The sequence below is a fragment of the Streptacidiphilus albus JL83 genome (assembly GCF_000744705.1).
Taxonomy (GTDB): Bacteria; Actinomycetota; Actinomycetes; order Streptomycetales; family Streptomycetaceae; genus Streptacidiphilus; species Streptacidiphilus albus.
Map to the genome: position 1 here is coordinate 5,071,536 of NZ_JQML01000001.1, position 25,713 is coordinate 5,097,248.

Below are 25,713 nucleotides of genomic sequence, written 5' to 3' on the forward strand. Positions count from 1 at the left end.
GGGAAACACGAGCAGGAGTGGGTGCGGACGTGAACGGGGACGTGAAGATGGACGGGGCCGACGAGCCGGACGCCGCGGAGCCGATCCGGGTGGTGATCGTCGACGACCAGGAGCTGTTCCGGGCCGGAGTCGCCGTGATCGTCTCCGCCCAGGAGGGCATGGAGGTGGTCGGCCAGGCGGGCGAGGGACGGCAGGCCGTCCGACTGGTCGACGAACTGAGCCCGCACGTGGTGCTGATGGACCTGCGGATGCCCGGGATGGACGGGGTGGAGGCGACCCGGCAGATCCTGGAGCCGTCCCGGGCGGCCGAGCGGCGGCGTCCGGTCCGGGTGGTCGTGCTGACCACCTTCAACCTGGACGACCGTGCCGCCACCGCGATCCGCTACGGCGCCAGCGGGTTCCTGCTCAAGGACACCACCCCGGCGATGCTCGCCGACGCGATCCGCACCGTCCACGCCGGCATCGCCGTGCTGGCGCCGGAGGACCTGGGCGCGCTGCTGGAGGGACGGTTCCGCTCCCGGCAGCCGGTGCCGTCGGCCTACGAAACGCTCACCGACAAGGAGCGGGAGATCCTGGCCGCCGTCGCCCGGGGGCTGAGCAACGCCGAGATCGCCCAGCAGGTCTTCGCCAGCGAGTCCACGGTGAAGACCCATGTCGGGAACATCCTGCGCAAACTCGACCTCCGCGACCGGGTGCAGATCGTGGTCTTCGCCCACGAGCACGACCTGCGCGGCTGACGCCGGTCGGCGCGGCGCCCGGTCGGCGCGGCGCCCGGTCGGCGCGGCGCCTGTCCAACGCAGCGCCTGTCCAACTACCAGCGGGCCACCGGGTTGCCGAGCCAGCGGCTGCCGTCAGGGAGCGACTCGCCGCGCATCACCAGCGAGGAGGGCCCGACGGTGGCGCCGGCGCCGAGGGTGGAGCCGAGCAGCACGATGGAGTGCGGTCCGACGGTGGCGCCGGGGCCGATGTCGATGGTCTCCATCCGCATCAGCCGGTCGTGGAAGAGGTGGGTCTGGACCACCACGCCGCGGTTGAGGGTGGCGCCGTCGCCGACGCGGACCAGGTCGGTCTCGGGCAGCCAGTGGGTCTCGCACCACACCCCGCGGCCGATCTTCGCGCCCAGGCTGCGCAGCCAGGTGTTGAGGAAGGGGGTGCCGATCAGTGTGCCGCCCAGCCAGGGCATGGCCAGCTCCTCGACGAAGGTGTCGAACAGCTCGTTGCGCCAGACGAAGGAGCTCCACAGCGGCTGCTGCGCCTCGCGGAACCGGCCGAGCAGCAGCCACTTGGCGGCCGTGGTGATCAGGCAGGCCGTTACCCCGAGGGCCAGCATCAGCAGTCCGGCCAGAGCCGCGCAGCCGTCCAGTCCGTACCTGTCGAAGGCCGCCTGCAGGCCGGTCGCGAGCAGGTCGCCCAGCAGCACGGTCACCAGCACCGGCAGCAGCCGGCAGGTCTCGACCGCCGAACGGGCCAGGACCAGTCCGGTGGCAGGCGCGTAGGTACGGGCGGTGTCGCCCTGCTCGGGGCTGCGCCGTACGGCGAAGCCGGGGCGGCCGAGCCAGGATCCGCCGGGTTCGGCCTGGGCCGGAGTGTCGGCGAGCACACCGACCAGTGAGTCGTCCGGCAGTATCCGGCCGGGGGCGACGATGCCGGAGTTGCCGACGAAGGAGCGCTTGCCGACGCTGGCACGGCCCAGGTGGAGCCAGCCGCCGCGAATCTCGAAGGGGGCGACCAGGGTGTCGTCGGCGAGGAAGGCGTGGTCGTCGACGCGCATCAGTCCGGGCAGGGCCAGCACGGTGGAGGCCTCGACTCCGCGGCCGACCTTCGCGCCCAGCAGCCGCAGCCAGATCGGTGTCAGCAGGCTGGCGTAGAGCGGGAAGAGCTGGGAGCGGGCGGAGTTCATCAGGTTGTGGACCAGCCAGACGCACCAGGCCACCCGGCCCCGCGCGGGGTGCAGGCCGGGCCTGATCCGGCGTGAGGCCAGCCGGACCACGGCGACGAGCAGCAGGGCGTAGAGGCCCATGGTGAGCAGCGCCAGCGGCACGGAGGCGGCGATGACCCGGTCGAAGACGCTGCTGTAGGCGCGGGTGTGTCCGATCAGCAGGTAGAGGACGGCCACGGCCGGTGCGGCCGAGACCGCGAACAGCCCGGTGAGCAGCGGCATCGAGGCCAGGTGGAACAGGTCCCAGGCGCGGGACCGGCGGTGCTGGGGGCGGGCCAGGGGTCGCGGGCGCCGGTGTCGTCCCGGCGGGCGGGGGAGCCGTGCCAGCGTTCGCGGGCGGGGACGCGGCCGATGACGCAGCTGCCGGGGGCGATCTCGGCCTCGGCGCCGATCTCGACGCCGGGCATGAGCATGCTGCGGGTGCCGATGCGGGCGTTGTTGCCGATGCGGATGGTGCCCAGGTGGAGGGTGTCGCCGTCGAGCCACCAGCCGGCGGCGTCGACCTCGGGCTCCAGGACGCAGCCGTTGCCGAGCACGGCCATGCCGGTGACCGGGGGCATGGTGTGCAGTTCGACGTCGCGGCCGACCTTGCAGCCCAGGAGCCGGGCGTAGCGCCGGGCGAGCGGGGTGCCGACGACGGAGGCGATGTTGAACGCGCCGACCAGCCGTTCGGCGGTCCACAGCCGCAGGTGGGCGGAGCCGCCCCGGGGGTGGGCGCCGGGCCGCAGCGTCGCGGTGAGCAGTCGCGCGCCGAACGCGCCGATCAGGCAGCGTCCGGCCGCGCTGGAGAGCAGCAGCCAGCCGCCGATGACGATCCACCAGGAGGTGTGCGGAGCCCAGGGCAGCGGTCGGACCAGCCTGATCAGGTTGTCGGTCAGGGCCAGCGCGAGCACCCAGCGCAGTCCGCCGAGGATGTAAAGGACCGCCAGCACGAAGCCCTGGTAGACGCCGACGCGGCGTGGGGTGGGCCGGATCTCGCGGGTCTCCCGCTGGTGCCCGGAGGCGTTGTCGAGATGGTCGGCGAGGTCCTGGAGCCGGGGCTGGTGGTAGAGATCGGCGACGGAGGTGCCGGGGAAGCGTTCGCGGAGCAGCGAGACCAGGCGGGCGGCGGCGAGGCTGGCGCCGCCGAGGGTGAAGAAGTCGCTGTCGGCGCCGACCGGCACGCCGAGCACGGCCCGCCACTGCTCGGCCAGCCAACCGGCCGTGCCGGTGAGTGCGGGGCCGTCCGCCGAGGGGGCGTCGAGTCCGGGAAGCGGCCAGGGCAGGGCCTTGCGGTCGACCTTGCCCGAGGTGCGGGTGGGCAGCTCGGGGACCAGTGCGAGCACCGGGACCAGGGCCTGCGGCAGCCGGTCCAGCAGCCGGGTGCGCGCGGCGGCCAGGTCGAACGGCGGTGCGGCGGAGGGCGGTCGGCCGCCTGTCTGCTGGCCGCCTGCCTGCTGGTCGGCGGTCTGCTGGCCGGGGGTCAGCGGAAACGTTTCCTCGGACGGTTCCGCGACCAGGTAGCCGACCAGGACCTGGCCGCCGGCGGCGGTGTCCTTGACCGCCGCTGCGGCTGCCCGGATGCCGGGCAGGGCCTGCAGTGCGGCGTCGATCTCGCCCAGCTCGATCCGTCGGCCGCCGAGCTTGACCTGCTCGTCGGCGCGGCCGACGAAGACCAGGCCCTCCGGGTCGGCCCGGACCAGGTCGCCGCTGCGGTAGACCCGGTCCGCACGTCCGTGCCAGGCGGGCGCGCCGAACTTCTCGGCGTCCTTCTGCGGGTCGAGATAGCGGGCGACGCCCACCCCGCCGATCACCAGTTCGCCGACCTCGCCCCAGCTGACCGGACGGTTCCCGGCGTCGACCACCGCCAGCTCCCAGCCGTCCAGCGGCGCGCCGATCCGCACCGGCCGCCCGGACTGCATCAGCGACGCACAGGCGACCACCGTCGTCTCGGTCGGACCGTAGGTGTTCCAGAACTCGCGCCCCGGCACGGCCAGCCGATCCACCAGCTCGGCCGGGCAGGCCTCGCCGCCGACGATCAGCAGCCGCACCCGCTGCAACGACTGCTCCGGCCACAGCGCCACCAGCGTCGGCACCGTCGACACGGCCGTGATCCGCTGCTGCACCAGCCAGGGCCCCAGATCGGTCCCGGCCTTGACCAGCGCGCGCGGGGCGGGCACCAGGCAGGCGCCGTGCCGCCAGGCCAGCCACATCTCCTCGCAGGAGGCGTCGAACGCCACCGAGAGCCCGGCCAGCACCCGGTCCCCCGGGCCCAGCGGCGACTCCCGCAGGAACAGCCTGGCCTCGGCGTCCACGAAGGCGGCGGCCGAACGGTGGCTGACCGCGACGCCCTTGGGACGACCGGTGGTCCCCGAGGTGAAGATGATCCAGGCATCGTTCGCCGGCCCGGCGGGCCCCGGCGTGCCGCCGGTCGGGCAGGGCCCGGGCACGACGGAGAGCCCGGCGCCGATGATCGCGCACACCCCGGCGTCCGACCAGATCATCTCGGCCCGCTCGTCCGGGTCGTCCACGTCGACCGGGACGTAGGCCGCACCGGCGCGCAGGATGCCGAGGATCGCCACATAGAGCGCGGCGGTGCCGGAGGGGACCCGGACGCCGACCCGGTCACCGGGGCCGATGCCGTAGCCGGCCAGCGTGGCGGCCAGCCGCACGCTCTCCTGCTGCAGGCCCCGGTAGTCGAGCACCACCCCGTCGGCGTCCAGCGCGGGGGCGCCGGGGTGGCGCCGCACGGTCTCGTCGAGCAGGTCGACCAGGGTGCGGGTGGGTGTGGCGGGCTCGCAGGGCCAGATCGCGCCGGCTGCGGGGGACGGAGTCGGCGACGGGACCGGCCGGAGCGGCAGAGGCGCGTCGAGGTACTGATCGGGTTCCACGCGCTGCTCTGGTCCTTGGTTCGAGAGTCTGATCGGGCGGGGCCTGCGGGAGGGTAGCGGGCGTTTCTGTGGAAAGTATGTGACCGAAATGTGGGTCTGCGTTCCCAGTCACGCCCTTTGCACGGCTTCCGGTTCCCTCGACCTTCCGATCCGGTGCAACCTCCGGCACCCCCCAGGTGCTCTAACCAGTGGGCGAACCCGCCCCGACGGCACGAGGGAAGGGACGGACATGTCCGGTGTGCGCAGCCAGGAGGAGCGCGACGACGCCACGATCGAGGCGACGTACACCTTCCTCACCGCTCTGATCTGTGCGGCGGTCACCCTCTGCGTGGTCTGGCTCGGCGTCCGGGCGGTGTCCCCCGGCCTCTCCCGGCACGATGTGCACCACCTGGTCGTGTGCTGCGCCGGGGCGGCCTTCGTGGCCCGCACGGTGCTCCGCCGCAGCCGCGGCCGCAACTGGCGCGGCCTGAGGACGGGTTGAGCCGAGGGGGACCGGCAGGGGGAGGACGCGGCCGGCCCCCGGCTGCCGTCGGAACGGCGGCCGGGGGCCGGGGGGCGGAACGTCAGGCGGACTTCGGGGCGGCCTGCTGGACGACCTCGAAGGACCAGAGGGAGGAGTCCGAGGCGGCGGGGGCGGGGCGGGCTCCGCCGGCCGGGGCACCCTGGTGGGCGGCCTGCATCGGGCCGGACATCCACGCCTGGAAGTCCTCCTCGGTGCGCCAGCGGGTGTAGACGAGGTACTTGTCCGTGCCGTCCACCGGCCGGAGCAGCTCGAACCACTCGAAGCCGTCGGAGGACTCCACCACCCCGGCCCGGGCGCCGAAGCGCTTCTCCAGCACCTCGCGCTGCTCCGTCGGGACCGACAACACGTTGATCTTCACTACGCTCATGGCTCTCATCCTGCCCCATCGGTCGCCCGGGTCAGCGCCGGCCGTTCCCGAGTCGGTCGGCGAGGAAGACCGTGCCGTCCTTCTCCGGGGCGAAGGAGACGCCGGCGGCCAGCGAGCGCGGAGTGACCACGGCGGCCTGGGCCAGCCGGTTGACGCCCAGCAGGAACAGCAGCGGGGTGAAGGAGGCGGCCACCTTGGCGTCCAGGCCGTGGGCGACCAGCATCATCCCCACGCGGGAGGCGACCAGCGCGAGCCACAGCCACAGGCTGCGTACCGGCATCCGGCCCCAGAGCCCGCCGTTGCGGGACTCCAGGTGCATCATCGAGCCCTGCCAGGCGCCGATGCCCGCGGCGATCACCGCGCTCACCGCGATGCAGCCGATGTCGGTCGCGGTGGTGTGGACATTGTGGCCGCGCAGGTCCACGAAGCCGATGACCAGCAGAATCGCCGGGAGCAGGATCAGCCGCTTGCCCCGCAGCGGCTCGCCCATCAGCTGTCGGCCGATGACGAACGCGACGACCGCGATGGCGGCCAGGATTTCGAGCATGCTCATGAGAGGGACCTCCGGTCCGGACGCAATGGGGGCCGCAGCGGAACTGCGGCCCTTCATGGCCTCCGGCCCGACTGCGGGCCGTCTCCGTTGCGATGTCTCCACGCTAGGGAGCGGACCGGATCCGGACGTCACACCGAGGGCTGACCGGCGGGCTGATTCCGACTGGTACCCCGCTGGTACCGGCGGGCCTATCCGGGCGGCGCCAGGTCAGCCCAGCTGGTGCCGCTGGGCGTAGCCCATCGCGGCGGCGCGGTCGCGGGAGCCGGTCTTGGCGAAGATCCGGTTGATGTGGGTCTTCACGGTGTGGCTGCTCAGCACCAGCTCGGCGGCGATCTCGGGGTTGTTCAGTCCGCGGGCGATGAGTCGGAGGATCTCTGCCTCGCGGGTGGTCAGACCGTCGGGCAGCGGCGCGGCCGGAGCGGCGGCCACCGGCGGGTCCGCGCTCGGCGCCGCGCCGGACGCGGCGGCCAGCAGAGTGGCCTGCACCCGGGGGTCGAGCACCGCGAGCCCGCCGGCGGCGGCGTGGAGGGCTCGCGCTATGTCGGTCCGGTCAGCGTCCTTGGTGAGGTAGCTCCGGGCGCCGGCCCGGAGCGCGTCCAGGACGGACTGGTCGTCGGCGTAGGTGGTGAGGACGACCACGGCGACGCCCGGGTGCTCGGCGGTGAGTCTGCGGGTGGTCTCGATCCCGTCGAGGACCGGCATCCGCAGGTCCAACAGGATGGCGTCGGGCCGGAGTTCGGCGACCAGCTGCAGGGCGCGCAGGCCGTCGGCGGCGTCGCCGACCACGTCGATGTCGGGCAGTCCTCCGAGCAGCATGACCAGGCCCTCGCGGACACTGGCCTGGTCGTCGGCGACGACGATACGGAGCGGGGTGGGGGCGGCGGTCATGCGGTCATTCTCCCGTTCGGGGCGGTCGACGTCGCATCGCCGTGCGGGAACTCCGCCGTGACGGTCCAGCGTCCGTCGGCCGGACCGGCCGCCAGCGTGCCGTTGAGCAGCCGCAGCCGCTCCCGCATGCCGATCAGCCCGTAGCCGCCGCCGACGCCCGCGGCCGGCGCGGCCGGCTGCGTGTCTCCGCCCTCGGGGAGGGCGTTGGCGACGGTGATCCGGGTCAGCTGCGCGGTGGACTCCAGCCGGAGCGCGACCGGTCGGCCGGGTGCGTGCTTGGCGGCGTTGACCAGGGCCTCCTGGACGATGCGGAGCAGTGCCAGGGTGGCGTCCGGCGGAAGCGTGCGCGGTTCGCCGACGATGTCGAGGTCGATCTCGGCGCCGTGGTTGCGGGTGTGGGTCTCGGCGGCGCGGGCGATCTCCCGGGCCAGCGGCAGGGCGTCGGTGCGCAGGGCGTGCACCGCGCGCCGGGTCTCGACCAGGCCCTCGGCGGCCATCCGCTGGGCGGTGGCGAGGATCTCCACGGCCCGGTCGATGTCCTGCTGGTCCGTCAGCACGGCCCGGGCGACCTGGATCTGGATGCCGAGCGCGCCCAGTGAGTGGGCGAGCACGTCGTGGATCTCCCGGGCGATCCTGGTCCGTTCGTCGAGGACCTCGGAGCGCCGCTGCTCGGCCTGCAGCTCCTCGGCCTGGGCCAGTACCGCCGCCGACTGCTCGGCCGCGATCCGGAAGGCACGGCGGTTGTGGCCGATCAGCAGCCCGACGACCAGCAGCAGCGGGTAGCCCAGCAGGGTGCCGAGGCCGTCGCCGTAGAGGGCCGCGCCGATCTCGATGGCGAGGACCCCGGTGCCGAGCACCGACCAGCCGGCGACCATGCCGATCTCGCTGCCGGCGGTGGCCGCGGCGGTCACGCCGAAGGCCACCAGGGGGTCGCCGTGCGGCAGGGTGCAGCCGAGCCCGCCGGCGGCGGTGAGGGTACCGAGCAGCAGCGGTTCGACCCGCCCCCGGTGCGGGAACAGGGCCGGGCGCAGGTCGAGCAGGTTCCATCCGACGATGCCGAGACCGATGACGCAGTAGACGACGAGCTGCACAACCCGGGTGGAGGTCGCGACCGGGCCGCCGGTGAAGACCAGCAGTCCGACGACCGCGTAGCCGACGATCCGGACCAGGGCGATGACCGCCTGCAGTGCCGGTCCGGTCCTGCCGCCCCAGGTCAGCAGTCCACGGGCGTCGTCCACAACAGCTCCCTCGTCGTCTGGTACCGGAGGTTCCCGGCGTTCCCCCACGTTAGGGCTGGTCGCAGCGGGTGGCATCGGAGCAGGGGTTGACCGGCGGTGGGAGGTCGGGCCCGCGCCTGGTACCAGCGGCCCCGACGGGCTCATGCCGGAGATCGGCCCCGGCTCCGATTCCGGCCCGGCGCCGGCTGGCGAGAGTGGAGCCATCGCCCGGCACCGTCCCGGACCGACCGCCTGAGGAGCCAGTCATGATGTCCGAACTCACCCAAGCAATGATCGTCAACGGCGCGGTCCTGGTCGCCGTGCTCCACAGCGACCTCGGCCGGAACCGCCGGATCGGCCCGATGCGCATCCTCCGCCCGCTGCTGATGGCCGGGGCCATCGTGCCGCTGTTCATCGACGCCCCGGTCACCGCCGGCACCGGGTTGGCGCTGGAGCTCGCCGGGGTCGCCGCCGGGCTGCTGGCCGGCCTGGGAGCGGTCGCGCTGACCGGAGTCCACCGCAACCCGGAGACGGGCAAGCCGGCCAGCCGGGCCACCGGGCCCTACGCCCTGCTGTGGGTCCTGGTCATCGGCGCCCGGGCGGCCTTCTCCTACGGCGCGGTCCACTGGTTCCCGAGCCAGCTGACGAGCTGGGCGATCGCCCACCAGGTCACCTCCGCCGCGATCACCGACGGGCTGATCTTCATGGCCGTGGCGATGCTGGTCACCCGCACCCTCGGCCTGCTGCTCCGGGCGGCGAACCTGCCGACCGCCGACCGCAGGGCCGGCTCGCTGAACGCGGCCCGGGTGTGACGCGACGTCAAATCCGGTGCCGATGGTGGAACTGCCGCCATCGGCCGGGCCCGGAGGCGGTTAGAGTGGTGGGGAGATCGCCGGTCGTCGGCGCACCCCGCCATCGACCGCCTCCAACGGGCGAGTTCATCGACGGCCCGGATTGCGGGCCGGTGCGGGAACGGACGGGACCTGGGGAGGACACGGTGGCGGCGGTGCAGCGGATCACGTCCCGCAATGCGCGTTTCCAGCAGTGGCAGTCGTTGCTGACGAATCGCAACAAGCGCACCCGCGCGAGGGAGTTCCTGGTCCAGGGGGTCCGCCCGATCACGGTCGCGGTCGAGCGGGGCTGGACCGTGCGGGCCGTGCTCTTCGACGCCGGCCGTCCGCTCTCCCGCTGGGCGGGTGAACTGCTGCGCGGCCTGTCGGGATCCCGCACCGAGCAGATCGCCATGGACGGCGCCCTGCTCGCCGAGCTCGGCGAGAAGGGCGAGACGGTGCCCGAGCTGATCGCGGTGCTGGAGATGCCCGAGGACGACCTCGAACGGATCCCGGTCGGCGACGACTTCCTCGGGGTGCTCTTCGACCGGCCCACCAACCCGGGCAACATCGGTTCGATCATCAGGTCGGCGGACGCCTTCGGCGCGCACGGCCTGATCGTCACCGGGCACGCGGCCGACGTCTACGACAGCAAGTCGGTGCGGGCCAGCACCGGTTCGCTGTTCGCCCTGCCGGCCGTCCGGGTCCCGTCCCAGCACGAGGTCCACGCCTGGCTGGAGACGAAGCGGCGGCAGGGGCGGCCGGTGCTGGTGGTGGGCACCGACGAACACGGTGAGGCCGACGTCTTCGACTTCGACCTCACCCGCCCCACGCTGCTGCTGGTCGGCAACGAGACCGCCGGGCTCAGCGCGGCCTGGCGGGAACTGTGCGACCACGTCGTCAGCATTCCGATGTCCGGCAGTGCCAGTTCGCTGAACGCCGCCAATGCCGCGACCGCCGTGCTCTACGAGGCTTCCCGGCAGCGGACCGCCGCCGCCCGGGCCGCGCGCCCGACCGTCGGGCGGCCCCGGTCGGGCACGGCTGCGGTCACGGCTGCGGGCACGGCTGAGGGCACGGGGCAGCCGGGACCGGCGTGACGGCGTCCGGGCTGCTTGGTGTGAGTACCCTTGTCGCCGGTCCGCCCCGGCCGCGGGCCTGAGCGTCGCTCGACCGACCGTTTCCGAGCCGCCCGACCGCGGTCGGGCAGAAGCAGGAAAGCACAGGTCAGGACCCTGATTGCGGTGCTCGGCGGGCGATCCGCCGCGGCCTGCCCGCAGCCCTCCCGAAGGTTGCCGCCGACACGCGCCGTGGCCTGCGCGTCACTGTGCCGCTGCTGTGGTAGGCGGTCCGGCACAACTCTTCAGATACCAGTGGCGTCTGCTCATTCCAACGGCTGGCATACTGCGGGGCTCGGTCCCTCAGGACGCGGCGGCAGGCACGGTTGCCGAACGAGTGTCCGATGGACGCAAGGACTCCTGCGGGTGACCGAGGCAGGGAGGCCCATCGTGGCCGGACAACGGAGGGTTGTATGAGCGGGAAACGAGCGGCCGGGAAGGGCGGTACGACCGCTGCACCGGCTGACAGCCCGGTCGGCGAGATGAGTCGCAGCCTGCAGCGGCAGACGCGGCAGCGCCGGCGTCGGCGCACGCTCCGGATCGTGGGCATCAGCACGGCCGGGGTCATGGTGGTCGCGGGCTCCGGGGTGGCCTACGCCTACTTCCACCTGCTCGGCAACATCAAGACCTCGGCGCTCTACACCGGCAGCAACCGGGCCGCCGCCGTGGGCGTCGAGAAGGCGGACGCCTTCGGCCGGACGCCGCTGAACATCCTGCTGATCGGCTCGGACACCCGGGACACCTCTGAGGACGCCAAGCTCGGTGGCGACGCCGGACCGGGCGCCCACGCGGACGTGGAGATGCTCGTCCACCTCTCGGCCGACCGCAGCAACATCACCGTGATGAGCATCCCCCGCGACACCGTCACCCAGCTGCCGGACTGCGCCGGCGATGCCACCACGATCATCACCGACAGCCTGCAGAACGGCCCCTCCTGCACCGCGGAGGCCGTCCACAAGCTCACCGGGATCACCGTCGACGACTTCGCGATGGTCGACTTCGGCGGTGTCGTCAACATATCGAACGCTCTGGGCGGCGTGAACGTCTGCGTCAACAGCAACGTCTACGACGTCTACTCGGGCCTGAAGCTGAGCGAGGGCACCCACTTGCTGAAGGGCACGGCCGCCCTGGAGTTCCTGCGCACCCGACACGCCTTCGGCGACGGCAGCGACAACGTCGGCCGCACCACCGCGACCCACATCTTCTTCACCGACATGATCAACAAGCTGAAGAACGCCGGGACGCTGACCGACCCGGTCGCCATGTACGACATCGCGGACGCGGCGACCAAGTCGCTGACGGTCTCCCCGGACCTGGACAGCGCGAGCAAGCTGATCGACCTGGCCGACGACCTGAACAAGGTGCCGACCAACCGGATCACCTTCACCACCATGCAGAACGTCGCCTACAGCGGCACCGACTCGGCGCTCGCCGACGATGTCCAGGAGGAGACCGCGCAGGCACAGCCGCTGTTCAACGCGATCAAGAACGACCAGTCGCTGACCACGGCGAGCGGCAAGGCCAGCGGGGCGGGCCAGGCCTCGGCCAGCCCCGTCGCGGCCCCGCCGGCGGCCGGCACCATCACCGTGGCCGTCTACAACGGCACCAGCGTGGACGGGCGTTCCGACGCGATCGCGAACCAGTTGGTGAGCCAGGGCTTCAACTCCGCCACCGCCGGATACCCCGACTCGGCCTCCCCGGCGACCACCACGCTGACCTACGGCCCCGGCGAGGCCGCCCAGGCGCAGGTCGTCGCCAAGGACCTCGGACTGCCTGCCAAGGCCCTCGTCCAGGGCACCGCAACCGGACTGAAGCTGGTCATCGGCGCGGACTGGACCAGCGGCAACACCTTCCCGCACTCCAGTGCGACGCCGGCCCCGGTCAGCTCGGCCGTGCTGCTCAACGGCGCCACCGGAGTGCAGACCGCCAACCAGGTCAACCAGTGCGTCGACGTGAGCACCGCCTACACCGAGCCGGGGCACACCCCGCAGTCGGAGTACGCGGACAACCCGCAGGTGCCCAACTCCGCTCCCTGAGCGGTCCCGCAGCAACGCCGTACGGCGGTCGCCGGGAAGTCCCCGGCGACCGCCGTACGTCATTCATCCCCCGTCCTCACCGCCGGGTCAGCCCCGGTAGGCGGGGAGGCCGACGTAGGAGGTGAGCTGCACGGGCGCCTTGCTGCCGTTGGCCGGGACCACGTCGGTGCCGGTGGCGGTGCGGAAGGCGATGGTCCGGCCGTCCGGCGACCAGGCCGGCTCGGTGTCGTTGCCGGTGGCGTGCGGGGTGAGGTCCTTGGCCACCGGGTGCTGGGAGTCGAAGGACTCCTCGAAGATGTGGTCGTGCCCGCCGATCGAGCGGACGAAGACGACCTCCTCGCCGTTGGGGGCGAGGGCCGGCTCGGAGCCGCGCAGCAGCACGCCGCCCTGCTGCCGGAGGTAGTCGTCCCGGACGTAGACCTCGCCGTTCCCGGTGTTCTCGTAGACGGCCGTACCGTAACTGCCGGCCGAGCTCGGCCAGTTGTTGCCGGTGAGCGGGTTGAGGGGGTTGCCCGAGCCGGCGTCCGGCCCCAGCGGCAGCAGGTGCGGGGTGCCGTGGTTGGCGGTGGCGGAGACGCCTTCGAGGCGGGTGACGCCCTTCTGGGACGCGGTGAAGAGCAGGTTGTCCTTGGCCGGGACCCCGTCCCGCGGGCTGGCTGCGGAGACCTGCCAGGTCGGGTGCGACCAGACCTGGTTGCCCGGGTTGGCGGCCACGATCCGGCGGCCGGTGCCGTTGGGGTTGGCGACGTCCAGGTTGCCCGAGCCGTCGACGAAGGCGGCCTGTCGGCCGTCGGGCGACCAGGCCAGGTCCCGGACGGGGACGCCGAAGTCGACCGTGGTGCCGTTCATGACGACGTACGGGGAGCCCGTGCTGATGGTCAGCGAGGTGCCCTTGGTCCCGTTGGCCGCGGCGGGGCGGACGGCGGACGCGTCGGCCAGGGCCGGCAGCGAGGCGGTCAGGGCGGCGGCGAGGGTGATGGTGGCGGCTATGAGACGAGTGCGGGAGGACATGGTGGTTCCCCTCTTGGGAGCGCTCAGGAAATCGAAGGCACAGGACGCCGGAGCGACACCGCCGCGCGCGCGGGTACCCTGCGCCCGCGCGATTGGATGCTGCTCAGTGCGATGGGAGAAGGCTGTCAGTCGAATATCCCCAAGCCGTGCTCCTACTGTCACGGGCGTGCAACAGGCAGCTGTTCCAAGGGCAGTGATGACAAGTCAGTTCCAATTGAAAGCAGTCCGACGCACATTGTAAATGTCCTTGACAAGAATGTGGTCCACTCCGATCATGGTGATCCAGCCGTCCGGGGCCGGGCTTCCTCGCCCGGAGCCCGGGTCCGGGACGGCGTACCACAGCGGTGCCGTCTGCCGGGGACGGAGCCGTGAGAGCCCGACCGGCGAAGGCCCCGTGGCGGACGCCGTCGGCAGTCCAGGCACCCCCACCGCCCTTTCCCTGGAGTCCCCATGCCCCTGCGCCTGTCCGCCCGCGCCGCAGTCGTCGCCCTCGCCGTCGCCGCGGCCTCCGTGGGCGTCGCCGCGTCGGCCTCCGCCGCCACGGCGGCGACCGACACCCCGCTGCCGGCCCACGTCTTCGCCCCCTACTTCGAGGCGTACAACGGCGACAGCCTCTCCGGGCTGGCCACCGCGTCCGGCAACAAGTACCTGACCATGGCGTTCATCCAGACCCCCACGGCCGGCTCCTGCACCGCCGACTGGAACGGCGACGCGAGCACCCCCATCTCCGCCGCCGACTACGGCAGCGACATCGCGTCCATCCAGGCCGGCGGCGGCAACGTGATTCCCTCCTTCGGCGGTTACAGCGCCGACCACGGCGGCACCGACATCGCCGACAGCTGCACCGACGTCGCGGACATCGCCGCCGCGTACGAGAGCGTCGCCACCACCTACAACGTCAGCCGGATCGACCTCGACATCGAGGACAACTCGCTGACCGACACGGCCGGCATCACCCGCCGCAACGAGGCGGTCGCCCAGGCCGAGGCCTGGGCCACGGCCAACGGCCGTACGCTGCAGTTCTCCTACACCATGCCGACCGAGTCGGCCGGTCTGGACTCGACCGGCGTCGCCGTCCTGCAGAACGCCGTGGCCGAGGGCGCCCGGGTGGACGTCGCCAACATCATGACCTTCGACTACTACTACGGCACCAAGCAGGAGATGGCGACCGACACCGAGTCCGCCGGCGCCGGCCTGGTCAAGCAACTGGCCGGCATCTACCCGTCGAAGACCACCGCCCAGCTGTGGGACATGGTCGGCATCACCGAGATGGTCGGGATCGACGACTACGGCGCGGACGAGACCTTCACCACGGCGGACGCCGCCACGGTCCTCGCCTGGGCCAAGGCCCAGGGGGTCAACACCCTCTCCTTCTGGGCGCTCCAGCGGGACAACGGCGGCTGCGTCGGCACCGGCGGATCGGACAGCTGCTCCGGGATCGCGCAGAGCACCTGGCAGTTCAGCAACGCCTTCGAGCCGTTCAGCGGCGGGACCACCACCGTCGGCAACGACTTCTCGCTCTCGGCGAGCCCGTCCTCCGGATCGGTCACCGCCGGCGGTTCGGCCACGGCGACCGTGAGCACGGCCGTGGCCTCGGGTTCGGCGGAGTCCGTCGCGCTCACCGCCTCCGGCGCACCCTCCGGCGCGACGGTCGCCTTCAGTCCCTCCTCGGTCACCTCGGGCTCCTCCTCGACCATGACCGTGAGCACCACCTCGGCGACGGCTTCCGGCAGTTACCCGATCACCGTCACCGGCACCGCTGCCTCCGGCAGCCACAGCACCACCTACACCCTGACCGTCGGCTCGGGCGGGAGCACCGGCGGCAAGACCTACCCGGCCGCCTCGGCCACGCTCGGCGGCAGCGCCGACGCCAACAGCTGCTCGGCCTGCGCCGGCGGCGAGAAGGTGAGCAGCATCGGTGGCGGCGGCGCCGGCACGGTGACCTTCACCGGCGTCTCCGAGGCTGCCGCCGGCAGCTACACCATGACCGTGTCCTACCTCAGCGTGGGCGAGGCCAAGCCGGCCGTCATCACCGTCAACGGCGTGGCCCGGACGGTGAGTTTCCCGGAGACCTCGGCCAGCAGCTACAGCGTGATCGGGACGCTCAAGGTGACCGTCACGCTGAAGGCCGGGAGTTCCAACACCATCGAGTTCTCGGGCAGCGGCACCAAGGGCGCCCCGGACCTCAGCACCATCGCCGTCTGACCGGCAGCCAGTGCGGCCCCGCCACCGTCCGGTGGGGGGCCGCACTCGTGAGCCGTTGTGCGCCGGTCGACCGCACGCCCCGGGGCGTGCGGTTCGCGGCCGTCGCGCGCCCGGGGGAGCCGGGAGGGTGCTGCCGATCCGCCGTTCGGGGGCCTTCACATGGGAAAACCGTGACGCGAACGTTGGCCGGTCGTTCGGGGGTTAGAGCTTCACTGTCACGCGATTGGGCGAAAAACCGCGCACAGTTGGATATCCGGCGATTTCCTGAGCAAGTCTTGCGGTGCGACGTCGTGCTCGGGACGGTCCACATCTGGCCAGGTGTGACGGTCCACCTCAACGCCCGACTTCCAAGCTCTCATGGAGGAACACATGTCCCGTCTCCGCATCGCCCTTGCCGCCGCCCCCATCGCCGCCGCGATGCTGCTCCTGGGCGCCGGCGCGGCCTCCGCCGACAACGGCTCTTTTGCTGGCGACCACTCCAACAGCAGCGTCGTCTCCGACTACGGCAGCGGGAACCTCTCGGGCTGGGTCGACGGCAACTCGAACTGGACGCAGCAGACCGCGACCGGTAATGGCGCCTCGAACCAGAACAACACGCTGGGCATCAAGGGCAACTCCGGCACCGTGTACTCGAACCAGTCCAACAGCAACGTCCGCATCTGGTTCTAACCCGGTCCGGGCAGGAGGTAGTCCCGCTTCCTGTCGTCGGGCACCGGTCCAGGTGTGAGCAGTAGTGCAGGTCCTGCAAGTCCCAGCGTCGGTCCCGGGGTCGGTTCCACATCCCGGGGCCGACGCCTTTCCGGCTCCGGTCTCGGTCCGTACTCCTTGACGCCTGCACACTATCTGACGCACAGTCAGATCCGTGACGGATGCGACGGCGCGGCCAGGGCAGCAGACGGAACCCGACTACCGGGCCTACGAGGGCCGCCCGGCGGCGACCGGGGGCCGGTCGCCGGACGCCGTCAACGCGCCGATGATCCGGCACTGGTGCGAGGCGATGGGCGACACCGATCCCGCCCACCGGGGCCCCGGGGCGGTCGCTCCGCCGGCGATGCTCCAGGTCTGGACGATGGCCGGGCTGGGCGGGCCGAACGCGGGCGACGGCTCGCGGAGCGGGGCCTACGACGAGCTCCTGACCCGGCTGGACGAGTCCGGCTGCCGGGCGGTGGTCGCCACCGACTGCGAGCAGCGCTATCTGCGCCCGCTCCGGATCGGCGAGCGCGTCCTCTTCGACGCGGTGATCGAGTCGGTCTCCCCGGAGAAGCGCACGGCCCTGGGCACCGGCCACTTCGTGACCACCCGGACCGACCTGCGGGCCTACGACGAGGCGCGGGGCGAGAAGCCGGAGGAGGCGACGCCGGTGGCGACGCACCGCTTCCGGATCCTGAAGTACCGCCCGGCCGCCCGCCAGGAGCAGGCCGGGAGCGGCCGGAAGCCGCCGGGGCGGCGGCCGCGTCCGGTGGTCAACCGCGACAACGAGGGGTTCTGGGCCGGTGTCGCCGAGGGCGAGCTGCGGTTCCAGCGGTGCACCCACTGCGGAACGGCCCGGTTTCCCTGGCTCCCCGGCTGCAATGTCTGCGGCTCACCGGACTGGACCGCCGAGGCCGCGAGCGGAGGGGGCACGGTGTACTCCTCGGTGGTGGTGCACCACCCGCTGGCCGCCGCCTTCGACCGGCCCTACGCGGTGGCCCTGGTGGAGCTGGACGAGGGGGTGCGGATCGTCAGCAACGTCGTCGGCCTGCCGCCCGGCGAGGTGCGGATCGGGCTGCCGGTCCGGCTGTCCTTCGAGCGCTGCGACGATGAGCTGACCCTCCCGCTGTTCCGCCCGGCCGGACCCGACCGGCTCCCGGAGCTGCGGGTGGCGGTCACCCGCACCCTGATCGTCGCCGGGGCCGTCGCCACCCGCGACTACCAGGACGTGCACCACGACGCGGAGGCGGCCAGGGCCAAGGGCTCTCCGGACATCTTCATGAACATCCTCACCAGCATCGGACTGGTCGGACGCTATGTCGGCGACTGGGCGGGGACCGGCGCCGGGATCGGGGGCATCGCGCTCCGGCTCGGGGTCCCCGCGTACCCGGGCGACGAGCTGCGCTTCAACGGGGTGGCGACGACCGATGACAGCGGACAGCTGACGGTGTCTGTCATCGGGAGCAGCGATCGCGGCAACCACGTCACCGCCACGGTGGCCGTCACCCTCCCGGCCGCCGACCCCCGCACCGCCGCCGTCACCGAGCCCGGAAGGGGCACCGCCGCATGAGCCTCCACCGTCCGGACACCCTCGGCGGCCGGGCCGCCATCGCCGGGATCGGCGCCACCGAGTTCTCCAAGGACTCCGGCCGCAGCGAGCTCAAGCTCGCCGTCGAGGCCGTCCATGCCGCGCTGGACGACGCCGGGCTCTGTCCACAGGATGTGGACGGACTGGTCACCTTCACCATGGACACCAGCCCGGAGATCACGCTGGCCCAGGCGGCGGGCATCGGCGAGCTCGGCTTCTTCTCCCGGATCCACTACGGCGGCGGCGCCGCCTGCGCCACCGTCCAGCAGGCCGCGATGGCCGTCGCCACCGGCGTGGCCGAGGTGGTGGTCTGCTACCGGGCCTTCAACGAGCGCTCGGTCCACCGCTTCGGCGCCGGCCTCGACGCCCGCTCGCCCTCGGCCGAGGGCACGGCCATGGGCTGGACGATGCCCTTCGGCCTGCTCACCCCGGCCTCCTGGGTGGCCCTGGCCGCCCAGCGCTACCTCCACACCTACGGGCTGACCCCGGACGCCTTCGGCCCGGTGGCCGTCGCCGACCGCCGCCACGCCGCCACCAACCCGGCCGCCTACTTCTACGGACGGCCGATCACCCTGGCGGAGCACCGGGCCTCGCGCTGGATCGTCGAGCCGCTGCGGCTGCTCGACTGCTGCCAGGAGACCGACGGCGGCCAGGCCCTGGTGGTCACCAGCGTCGAGCGCGCCCGCGACCTGCGCCGGCCGCCGGCCGTGGTCGCCGCCGCCGCGCAGGGCGCCGGGCGCGCCCAGGAGGCGATGACCAGCTTCTACCGGGACGGCCTCACCGGACTGCCGGAGATGGGTGTGGTGGCCCGTCAGCTGTGGCGCAACAGCGGGCTCGGGCCCGCCGACATCGACACGGCGGTGCTCTACGACCACTTCACCCCGTTCGTGCTGATGCAGTTGGAGGAGTTCGGCTTCTGCGGCCCCGGTGAGGCCGCCGACTTCGCCGCCGACGGCGGCCTGGAGCTGGGCGGCCGACTGCCCGTCAACACCCATGGCGGGCAGCTGGGCGAGGCCTACCTGCACGGGATGAACGGCATCGCGGAGGCGGTCCGGCAGGTGCGCGGCAGCTCGGTCAACCAGCTGAGGGACGTCCGGCACGTCCTGGTCACCGCCGGCACCGGCGTGCCCACCTCCGGCCTGCTGCTGAGCGGCGACCGCTGAGCTTCGACTGCTCGGCGGACTGTCGAAATGACGGACAGTGAGCAAACCGGGTGATAAAAGCTATTGATTCGGGCGTGGCTCATCACCCCTAATGGGCCAACAGGTCAATGATGACGCGTGCCAACTCCCCGCAGAGCAGTCGCCGCCGCCACCGCGCTCCTCCTCGCCCTCGCCTGCGCGGTGGGGGGTGCGATCCCGGCCACGGCCGCGCCGCCAACGACATCGGCCCCCTCCGACGAACCGCAGGTCTTCACCGGCAAGGCCTTCGACACCTGCACCGCCCCCGCGCTCGACGCGCTCCGGGCGTGGCGGCGCAACTCCCCGTACGGGGCCCTCGGGATCTACATCGGCGGACGCAACCGGGGTTGCGCCCAGCCCAGGCTGAACACCGGCTGGACCCGTTCGGCGACCGCCATGGGCTGGCGGCTGCTGCCGCTGTACGCGGGCTCGCAGGCCCCCTGCCTGGCCGGCAGGAGCTCGGCGCGGATCGACCCGCGTCGCGCGGTCGCCATCGGGACCGCCGAGGGTCGCGACGCGGTGCGCTCCGCCGCCGCCCTGAACATCGCCCCGGGCAGCCCGGTCTACCTGGACATGGAGTCGTACGACCGCGACGGCGGCCGGTGCACCCTCGCCGTGCTCCAGTACACGGTCGCCTGGACCCGGGCGGTGCACGCCGCCGGCTACCTCTCCGGCTTCTACAGCAGTGCCGACGCGGGCATCGCCGACCTGGCCGCGCTCGCGGCCGGATCGGAGCACCGTGCCGTCGGCGGCCCGGCCGCCCTGCCGGACGTGATCTGGTACGCCCGCTGGGACTGCCGCGCCGGGACCGACGGCTACCACGCGCTGCGCCGGGGGGTCTGGGCCAGGCACCAGCGGCTGCACCAGTACGAGGGCAATACGACTGAGCGATATGGCGACGTTACGCTCCGCATCGACCGCAATGCCGTCGATGCCCCGGTCGCGATCGTCCGTCCGCCGGGAAGCGCGCCGAGCGGCGGCAAGGGCGGGGGCAAGGGCGGCGGCAAGGGCGGAGCGAAGGGCGGGGGCAAGGGCGGGGGCAAGGCCGTCGTCCCGGGCCGGGTGGCGGTGGGCGGCGTGAGCGGGAAGGCGCGGCCGGGGATCCACCACCGCTGACTCCGGTCCGCAATGTGTCCTGATCGTCCCGGCCGTACTGCTGACACCGTCGTGCGGGGGCGGCAGAATCTGCACTCAACGGGGCAGTTACCCGCAGGTACAGCCGGTCAAGGAGGACCCAGGTGCTCAGCACGATGCAGGACGTCCCACTCATCGTGGGCCGGATACTGGAGCACGGTGCCACCGTCCACGGAACGTCGCGGGTGCTGACGTGGGACGGCGAACGGGCGGTGAGCCGCAGTTTCGCCGAGATCGGTGCGCGGGTCGCGCAGCTCGCCCACGCGCTGCGCGACGAGCTCGGAGTGACCGGCGACCAGCGGGTCGCCACGCTGATGTGGAACAACACGGAGCACCAGGAGGCGTACCTGGCCGTGCCCTCGATGGGCGCGGTGCTCCACACGCTCAACCTGCGGCTGCCCCCGTCCCAGCTCGCCTTCATCATCAACCACGCGGCCGACCACGTGATCATCGCCAACGGCAGCGTGCTGCCGCTGCTCGCGCCGCTGCTGCCGCAGCTGAACCCGACGCTGCGCCACATCGTGGTCGCCGGCCCCGGCGACCGCAGCCTGCTCGACGGCTTCGCCGGCACCGTCCACGACTACGAGGAACTGATCGCCGACCGGCCGACCGGCTTCCCCTTCCCGACCGACCTGGACGAGCGCAGCGCCGCCGCGCTCTGCTACACCTCCGGCACCACCGGCGATCCCAAGGGCGTCCTCTACAGCCACCGTTCGGTGTACCTGCACTGCCTGCAGGTGCTGTCGGCCGAGAGCTTCGGGCTGACCGCACGGGACACGGTGCTGCCGGTCGTCCCGATGTTCCACGTCAACGCCTGGGGCATCCCGCACGCCGCCTTCATGTCCGGCGCCTCGCTGCTGATGCCGGACCGGTTCCTCCAGCCCAAGCCGTTGGCCGAGATGATCACGGCCGAGCGGCCCACCTTCAGCGCCGCCGTCCCCACCATCTGGACCGGGCTGCTGGACGAGCTCGACCGGGGCGCGGCCGCCGGCGCCGGATACGACGTCTCCACCCTGAGCCGGGTGGTCATCGGCGGCTCCGCCTGTCCGCCCTCACTGATGAAGGCATTCCTGGACCGGTACGGCATCGAGGTCATCCACGCCTGGGGCATGACCGAGACCTCGCCGCTCGGCAGCGTCGCCCACCCGCCGGCCGGACTCACCCCCGAGCAGGAGTGGCCCTACCGGCTCACCCAGGGCCGCTTTCCGGCCAGCGTCCAGGCCCGGGTCATCGGCCCGGACGGCACGGCCATGGCGCACGACGGCGAGGCCGAGGGCGAGCTGGAGATCCGCGGGCCCTGGATCGCCGCGGCCTACTACGGCGGCGCGGGCCAGGAGCCGGATGCCGGCGGCGGCAAGTTCAGCGACGACGGCTGGCTGCGCACCGGCGACGTCGGCCGGATCAGCCCGGACGGCTACCTCACCCTGACCGACCGCGCCAAGGACGTCATCAAGTCCGGCGGGGAGTGGATCTCCTCGGTCGAGCTGGAGAACCAGCTGATGGCGCACCCGGACGTGCTGGAGGCGGCGGTCGTCGCGGTCCCGGACGAGAAGTGGGGCGAGCGCCCGCTCGCCACGGTGGTGCTGCGGCCCGGCGCCACGGCGGACCTGCCGGTGCTGCGCGCCTTCCTCGCGGAGCGGGTCGCCTCCTGGCAGCTCCCGGAGCGCTGGGCGGTCATCGAGTCGGTGCCGAAGACCTCGGTCGGCAAGTTCGACAAGAAGGTCATCCGGGCCTCCTACGCCGAAGGCGGCCTCGACGTGCAGCGGATCGGCAAGGAGTAGCCGGCGGACACGAGGGGCGGGCCGGTGCGAACCGGCCCGCCCCTCGTCGTTCCCCGCCCCTGGCGGACCGTCAGTTGCCCAGCGCGCCGATCTTGCCCAGCAGGTCGACGATCCGGGCCTGGACCTCGCCGTTGGTGGACCGCTCCGCGAGGAACAGCACCGTCTCGCCGGAGCGCAGCCCGTGCAGCTGCTCGGGGCCGTCGACCGAGGTGTAGACGACCAGCGGGGTCCGGTGCAGCCGGTCGTTGCTGCGCAGCCAGTCGACGATGCCCACCCGGCGGCGGCGGATCAGCATCAGGTCCATCACCACCAGGTTCGGCTGGACACTGCTCGCCTTCTCCACCGCGTCGTTCTCGCTGGTCGCGTGGACCACGTGCATCCCGCGCCGCTCCAGCGTCGCCGTGAACGCCTCGGCGACGTCGGGGTCCTGCTCGATCAGCAGCACCCGGGGCGCGTGCCGCTCGCTGTCGCGCGGTGCGAGGGCGCGCAGGAGTATCGCCGGGTCGGCCCCGTAGGCGGCCTCCGGCGTCGCCTGTCCGAGACCGGCGGTGACCAGCACCGGGACGCTGCCCTCCCCGGCCGCGGTGCGCAGCGACTGGAGGGCGGTCCGGGTGATCGGACCGGTCAGCGGGTCGACGAAGAGCGCGGCGGGGTAGCCCTGGACCTGGGCGTCGACCTCTTCGCGGGAGCGCACGATGACCGGGCGGTAGCCCCGGTCCTTGAGCGCCTGACGGGTCGACGGATCGGGCTCGGGCCACACCAGCAGCCGACGCGGGTTGCCGTCGGCGGCGGGCGCGACCATCGTCGGGTAGTCCGCCCCGGCGATGAACTCCAGCCGGTTCTCGGTGCCGGGGGCGTCGCTCGACGCCCGGGGCGCGGGCAGGGCGGTGCCGGTCGGCGGCGTGGTCGGCCCGGCCCCGGCCGGCAGCGCGCGTGCGACCGGGCCGATCGCCGCCGGTCCGCCGCCGGGTGTGCCCGGCTCGGCCCGGCCGCCCGGCCGACCGCCGTCCTGACCGCCGTCCTGACTGCCGTCCTGGCCACCGCCGTTGCCCCGGCTGCCGGTGCTGAGGGCCTGGGCGAGACCCATGACCCCGCTGCCGTTGCTGCCGTCGCTCGGCACCGGGACGTTCACCCCGGAGACGTTCACGCCGGGCCCGAAGCGCCCGCCGAAGGGCTCGGAGGGTCGGCTCGGCAGCGCGGCCGGCCGGCCGGACAGGGCGGGCGGACCGCTCGGAACCGGCTGGAGCTCGGCCGGGCCCAGCGCTATGGCCTGCTGCGGCCCCTGCTGTCGGTCGCGCTGGTCGGCCCCCTGGCCCTGACCCCGGTCCTGGTGCGGCTGCTGCTGGTCGGCGCCGCGCGGCCGGGCCGGCTCCAGCTCCCCGATGGCTCCGGAGGAAGAGGGCGTGGACCCGCTCTCGGCCGGCGGGATGGCCAGTCGCCGCCGCCGACCGCTGGGCGAGACCGGGTCGAGCGGCGCCGGAGGCGTATCGATTCGGCTCCCCGCCGGGGGGAGGGCGTGCTCCAGCCCCGGGTAGACCGGTCCGCCGATCAGCCCGGGGAAGCCGCCGGACGCCTGGCCCGCAGTCCCGTCCTGACCCTGCAGCCCGTCCTGGCCCTGCCGTTCGTGCAGTGCCTGCTCCGCCCGGCGGCCGGCCTCGCGCGCCTGGGCCTCCTGGGCGGCCTCCTGCGCCTCCTGGCGGGCCTCCATCACCGCCCGCGGCGGGCGGACGACCTCGGGCGCGGGCAACGCCCGTCGCCGACGGGAGCGGTCGGTGCCCTCGGCCGGGGTCTCCGGCCGGCGCGCCTGCGGCACGGAGGCCGACCCCGCCGCAGCTCCGGCTGCGGACCCGGACGCGGAATTAGTCGTGGAGCGCTCGTCGGCGGACAGCGCCGGGCCGCCCCGGCCGCCGTGCTCGGCCGAGTCGTTGCCGCTCTTCGCGCCGCCGCTGTCGTTGCCGCCGCTGCCGTTGCCGCCGCGCTCGCGGCCGGAGCCGCGCGCCTCCCGGCCCTCGTCCCCGCCGTCCAGGCCGGGCAGCTCGGGCAGCAGCGAGGTGTCCGTCTCCTTCGCCCGGTCCGCCTCCCGGGCCGCCGCAGCGGCCCGTTCCGCGGCCTCGCGCGCCGTCGCCGGGTCCAGCGGCAGCTCGACCACATAGGTCCGGCCCAACTTGCCGGGCAGCTCGTGCGACTGGAGCACCCCGCCGTGCCGCTCCACCATGCCCCGCGCCATCGGCAGATGCACCGGACTGCCGCCCGCGCTCGGTCCGCGCACCTCGATCCGGGCCACGGATCCGCGCTGCGCCGCCGCTATCATCACCGTCGGCTCGGCCGAGGGCGCGCCGGTCAGCCCGGAGGCGACGCCGACCGCCATCCCGTACAGCGGGACCTTGCCCGCCTCCGAGCCCCCGTCACCGCCACTGCCGCGCACGGGCGTCGCCACGTCCGCGATCAGATGGCCCAGCGCCTGTGCCAGCCGCTCCGGGTCGGCGATCACCTCGACGTCGGACGGGTGCACCGCGAACCGCACCCGGTCCTCGCCGATCAGCTCGGTCGCGGCCTCCACCGCGCCCCGGACGATCTCGTCCAGACCGACCGGCTGCCGCTCCAGGTGCTCGCGCCCGGCGTCCAGCGCGGTGTCGAAGCGCTGGTACGCCAGTACGCCGTCGACCAGCCGCGCGGTCTGCGCGCACTCGGCGGCCAGCCGCCGCAGCACCCAGTTCGCCTCCGGCCAGAGCTGGCCGGCCGGGTCGCGGGCCAACTGGTCCAGGGTCTCCTGGAGCCGGGTCAGCGGGGAGTGCAGCTCCTCCGAGAGCAGCGCGGTCAGATGGTCGTTGCGCGCGGTCAGCGCCAGCTGTGCGGTCCGGTCGGTGAACGTGACCACCGCGCCGACCAGCTGGTCCCCGTCGCGGACCGGAGCGGTCGACAGCTCCGCGCTGACCGGGCGTCCGTCCTTGCGCCAAAGCGTCGCCGACTTCACCCGGTGCTTGCGGCCGGAGGCCAGGGTGTCCGCCAGCGGGGACTCCTCGGGCGGCAGCAGCGTCCCGTCCGCGCGGGAGTGCAGTACCAGCGACAGCAGCTCCTGGCCGCCCAGCTCGCTCGCCCGGAAGCCCAGGATGTGCGCGGCGGCCGGGTTGACCAGCACCACCTTGCCGTCCATGTCCACGCCGACCACGCCCTCGGCGGCGGCCCGCAGGATCATCTCGGTCTGCTTGTGCTGGCGGCGCAGCTCGGCCTCGACCTCCAGCCGGGCGGACAGGTCGCGCACCACGATCAGCAGCAGGTCCCGGTCCGAGGGCGAGGGGGTGGGCCGGGCGGCGCCGCCGGTGCCGTAGCCGTAGCGGGACACCCCGCCGAAGGAGTCGTACGAGGAGGACCCGCCGAACCCCTCCCGGCCCTCGGCCTCGTCCTCGAACTCGTTGCCGGCCACCTCGACCGGGAAGGTCGTGCCGTCGGTCCGCCGGGCGGTCATCCGCACCGGCTTGGCCTCGTCCTCGGCACCGGCGTCGGTCGCGCGCGGCCGCATCGAGCCCGGGATCCGGCTCGGGTCGAACTCGGGGAGGAGGTCGAGGACGCCCATCCCGACCAGTGAGGTCCCGGGAGCCTGCAGGCTGCGGACGGCGGCGGCGTTGGCATCCACCACGGTGCCGTTGCTGTTCACCAGCAGTAGGGCATCCGGAAGAGCGTCGAGTATCGCTGCGAGGCGAGCAGTGCCTCGAGTCGGCCTGCTGCTCACGACGAGCGTCCTCCCTTGCCTGACTGCGCTTCCGCGGACCGGCCTGGCCTCGGAC

19 protein-coding genes are annotated in these 25,713 nt (G+C 73.1%); 11 read left to right on the plus strand and 8 right to left on the minus strand.

What is annotated here, in order from left to right; genetic code table 11:
• The first annotated feature begins 47 nt into the window (after nt 1–47).
• Entirely contained in the window at nt 48–737 is a 690-nt protein-coding gene (locus BS75_RS22095; RefSeq protein WP_042437504.1) for a response regulator, read from the plus strand.
• Between the two features lie 74 nt (nt 738–811).
• Here the strand turns inward: BS75_RS22095 and BS75_RS50495 are convergent, their stop codons facing one another.
• Entirely contained in the window at nt 812–2,161 is a 1,350-nt protein-coding gene (locus tag BS75_RS50495) for a Pls/PosA family non-ribosomal peptide synthetase (protein ID WP_231607861.1), read from the minus strand.
• Nucleotides 2,095–4,809, minus strand: coding sequence for a non-ribosomal peptide synthetase (locus BS75_RS50500; protein ID WP_231607862.1), 2,715 nt, complete (start codon nt 4,807–4,809; stop codon nt 2,095–2,097). The genes BS75_RS50495 and BS75_RS50500 overlap by 67 nt, the downstream gene beginning before the upstream one ends.
• A 229-nt stretch (nt 4,810–5,038) precedes the next feature.
• On the opposite strand from BS75_RS50500, the gene BS75_RS22105 reads away from it, so the two are divergent.
• Nucleotides 5,039–5,290: a DUF6332 family protein gene (locus BS75_RS22105; RefSeq protein ID WP_034089497.1), complete on the plus strand. Its 252-nt coding sequence runs from the start codon at nt 5,039–5,041 to the stop codon at nt 5,288–5,290.
• 82 nt (nt 5,291–5,372) lie between these two features.
• Here BS75_RS22105 and BS75_RS22110 read toward each other — a convergent pair whose 3' ends face one another.
• The 4 genes from BS75_RS22110 to BS75_RS44635 all read right to left on the minus strand — a co-directional run bounded on the left by BS75_RS22110 (nt 5,373) and on the right by BS75_RS44635 (nt 8,378).
• Complete coding sequence (locus BS75_RS22110) at nt 5,373–5,699, minus strand: antibiotic biosynthesis monooxygenase family protein (RefSeq protein ID WP_034089498.1); 327 nt, start codon at nt 5,697–5,699, stop codon at nt 5,373–5,375.
• A gap of 31 nt (nt 5,700–5,730) precedes the next feature.
• Nucleotides 5,731–6,252, minus strand: a complete 522-nt coding sequence (locus BS75_RS22115) for a hypothetical protein (protein ID WP_034089499.1) — start codon at nt 6,250–6,252, stop codon at nt 5,731–5,733.
• Between the two features lie 207 nt (nt 6,253–6,459).
• Nucleotides 6,460–7,140 carry a response regulator transcription factor gene (locus BS75_RS22120; RefSeq protein ID WP_034089500.1) on the minus strand — a complete coding sequence of 227 codons (681 nt, stop codon included), beginning with the start codon at nt 7,138–7,140 and terminating at the stop codon, nt 6,460–6,462.
• The gene (locus tag BS75_RS44635) at nt 7,137–8,378 is read right to left on the minus strand and encodes a sensor histidine kinase (RefSeq protein WP_052069604.1); all 1,242 of its coding nucleotides are present in this window, start codon (nt 8,376–8,378) and stop codon (nt 7,137–7,139) included. Before BS75_RS44635 ends, BS75_RS22120 begins: the two co-directional genes overlap by 4 nt.
• Nucleotides 8,379–8,623: 245 nt before the next feature.
• Here BS75_RS44635 and BS75_RS44640 point away from each other — a divergent pair, with 245 nt between their 5' ends.
• The 3 genes from BS75_RS44640 to BS75_RS22140 all read left to right on the plus strand — a co-directional run bounded on the left by BS75_RS44640 (nt 8,624) and on the right by BS75_RS22140 (nt 12,338).
• Nucleotides 8,624–9,169 carry a hypothetical protein gene (locus tag BS75_RS44640; protein ID WP_052069605.1) on the plus strand — a complete coding sequence of 182 codons (546 nt, stop codon included), beginning with the start codon at nt 8,624–8,626 and terminating at the stop codon, nt 9,167–9,169.
• Between the two features lie 185 nt (nt 9,170–9,354).
• Nucleotides 9,355–10,284: a TrmH family RNA methyltransferase gene (locus BS75_RS22135; protein WP_174515044.1), complete on the plus strand. Its 930-nt coding sequence runs from the start codon at nt 9,355–9,357 to the stop codon at nt 10,282–10,284.
• Between the two features lie 560 nt (nt 10,285–10,844).
• Complete coding sequence (locus tag BS75_RS22140; RefSeq protein WP_160312243.1) at nt 10,845–12,338, plus strand: LCP family protein; 1,494 nt, start codon at nt 10,845–10,847, stop codon at nt 12,336–12,338.
• 87 nt (nt 12,339–12,425) lie between these two features.
• Here the strand turns inward: BS75_RS22140 and BS75_RS22145 are convergent, their stop codons facing one another.
• A complete protein-coding gene (locus BS75_RS22145) occupies nt 12,426–13,349 on the minus strand; it encodes a TolB family protein (RefSeq protein ID WP_034089501.1) in 924 nt (307 codons plus the stop codon).
• Between the two features lie 450 nt (nt 13,350–13,799).
• Between BS75_RS22145 and BS75_RS22150 the strand changes: the two genes are divergently transcribed.
• The 6 genes from BS75_RS22150 (at nt 13,800) to BS75_RS22175 (ending at nt 21,928) form a co-directional block, all read left to right on the plus strand.
• On the plus strand, nt 13,800–15,554 hold the full coding sequence (locus BS75_RS22150) for a glycosyl hydrolase family 18 protein (protein WP_052069607.1): 1,755 nt from the start codon (nt 13,800–13,802) through the stop codon (nt 15,552–15,554).
• Between the two features lie 369 nt (nt 15,555–15,923).
• Nucleotides 15,924–16,223, plus strand: a complete 300-nt coding sequence (locus BS75_RS22155; RefSeq protein ID WP_052069608.1) for a hypothetical protein — start codon at nt 15,924–15,926, stop codon at nt 16,221–16,223.
• A gap of 193 nt (nt 16,224–16,416) precedes the next feature.
• Nucleotides 16,417–17,814 (plus strand): OB-fold domain-containing protein, encoded by a 1,398-nt coding sequence (locus tag BS75_RS50505; RefSeq protein ID WP_063771452.1) that lies wholly within the window; start codon nt 16,417–16,419, stop codon nt 17,812–17,814.
• Nucleotides 17,811–18,995 (plus strand): lipid-transfer protein, encoded by a 1,185-nt coding sequence (locus tag BS75_RS22165; protein ID WP_034089503.1) that lies wholly within the window; start codon nt 17,811–17,813, stop codon nt 18,993–18,995. Before BS75_RS50505 ends, BS75_RS22165 begins: the two co-directional genes overlap by 4 nt.
• A 117-nt stretch (nt 18,996–19,112) precedes the next feature.
• Nucleotides 19,113–20,129 (plus strand): glycoside hydrolase domain-containing protein, encoded by a 1,017-nt coding sequence (locus BS75_RS22170; RefSeq protein WP_063771451.1) that lies wholly within the window; start codon nt 19,113–19,115, stop codon nt 20,127–20,129.
• A gap of 122 nt (nt 20,130–20,251) precedes the next feature.
• Complete coding sequence (locus BS75_RS22175) at nt 20,252–21,928, plus strand: long-chain fatty acid--CoA ligase (RefSeq protein ID WP_034089504.1); 1,677 nt, start codon at nt 20,252–20,254, stop codon at nt 21,926–21,928.
• A gap of 70 nt (nt 21,929–21,998) precedes the next feature.
• Here the strand turns inward: BS75_RS22175 and BS75_RS22180 are convergent, their stop codons facing one another.
• Nucleotides 21,999–25,658 carry a hybrid sensor histidine kinase/response regulator gene (locus BS75_RS22180; RefSeq protein WP_034089505.1) on the minus strand — a complete coding sequence of 1,220 codons (3,660 nt, stop codon included), beginning with the start codon at nt 25,656–25,658 and terminating at the stop codon, nt 21,999–22,001.
• Nucleotides 25,659–25,713 lie beyond the last annotated feature (55 nt).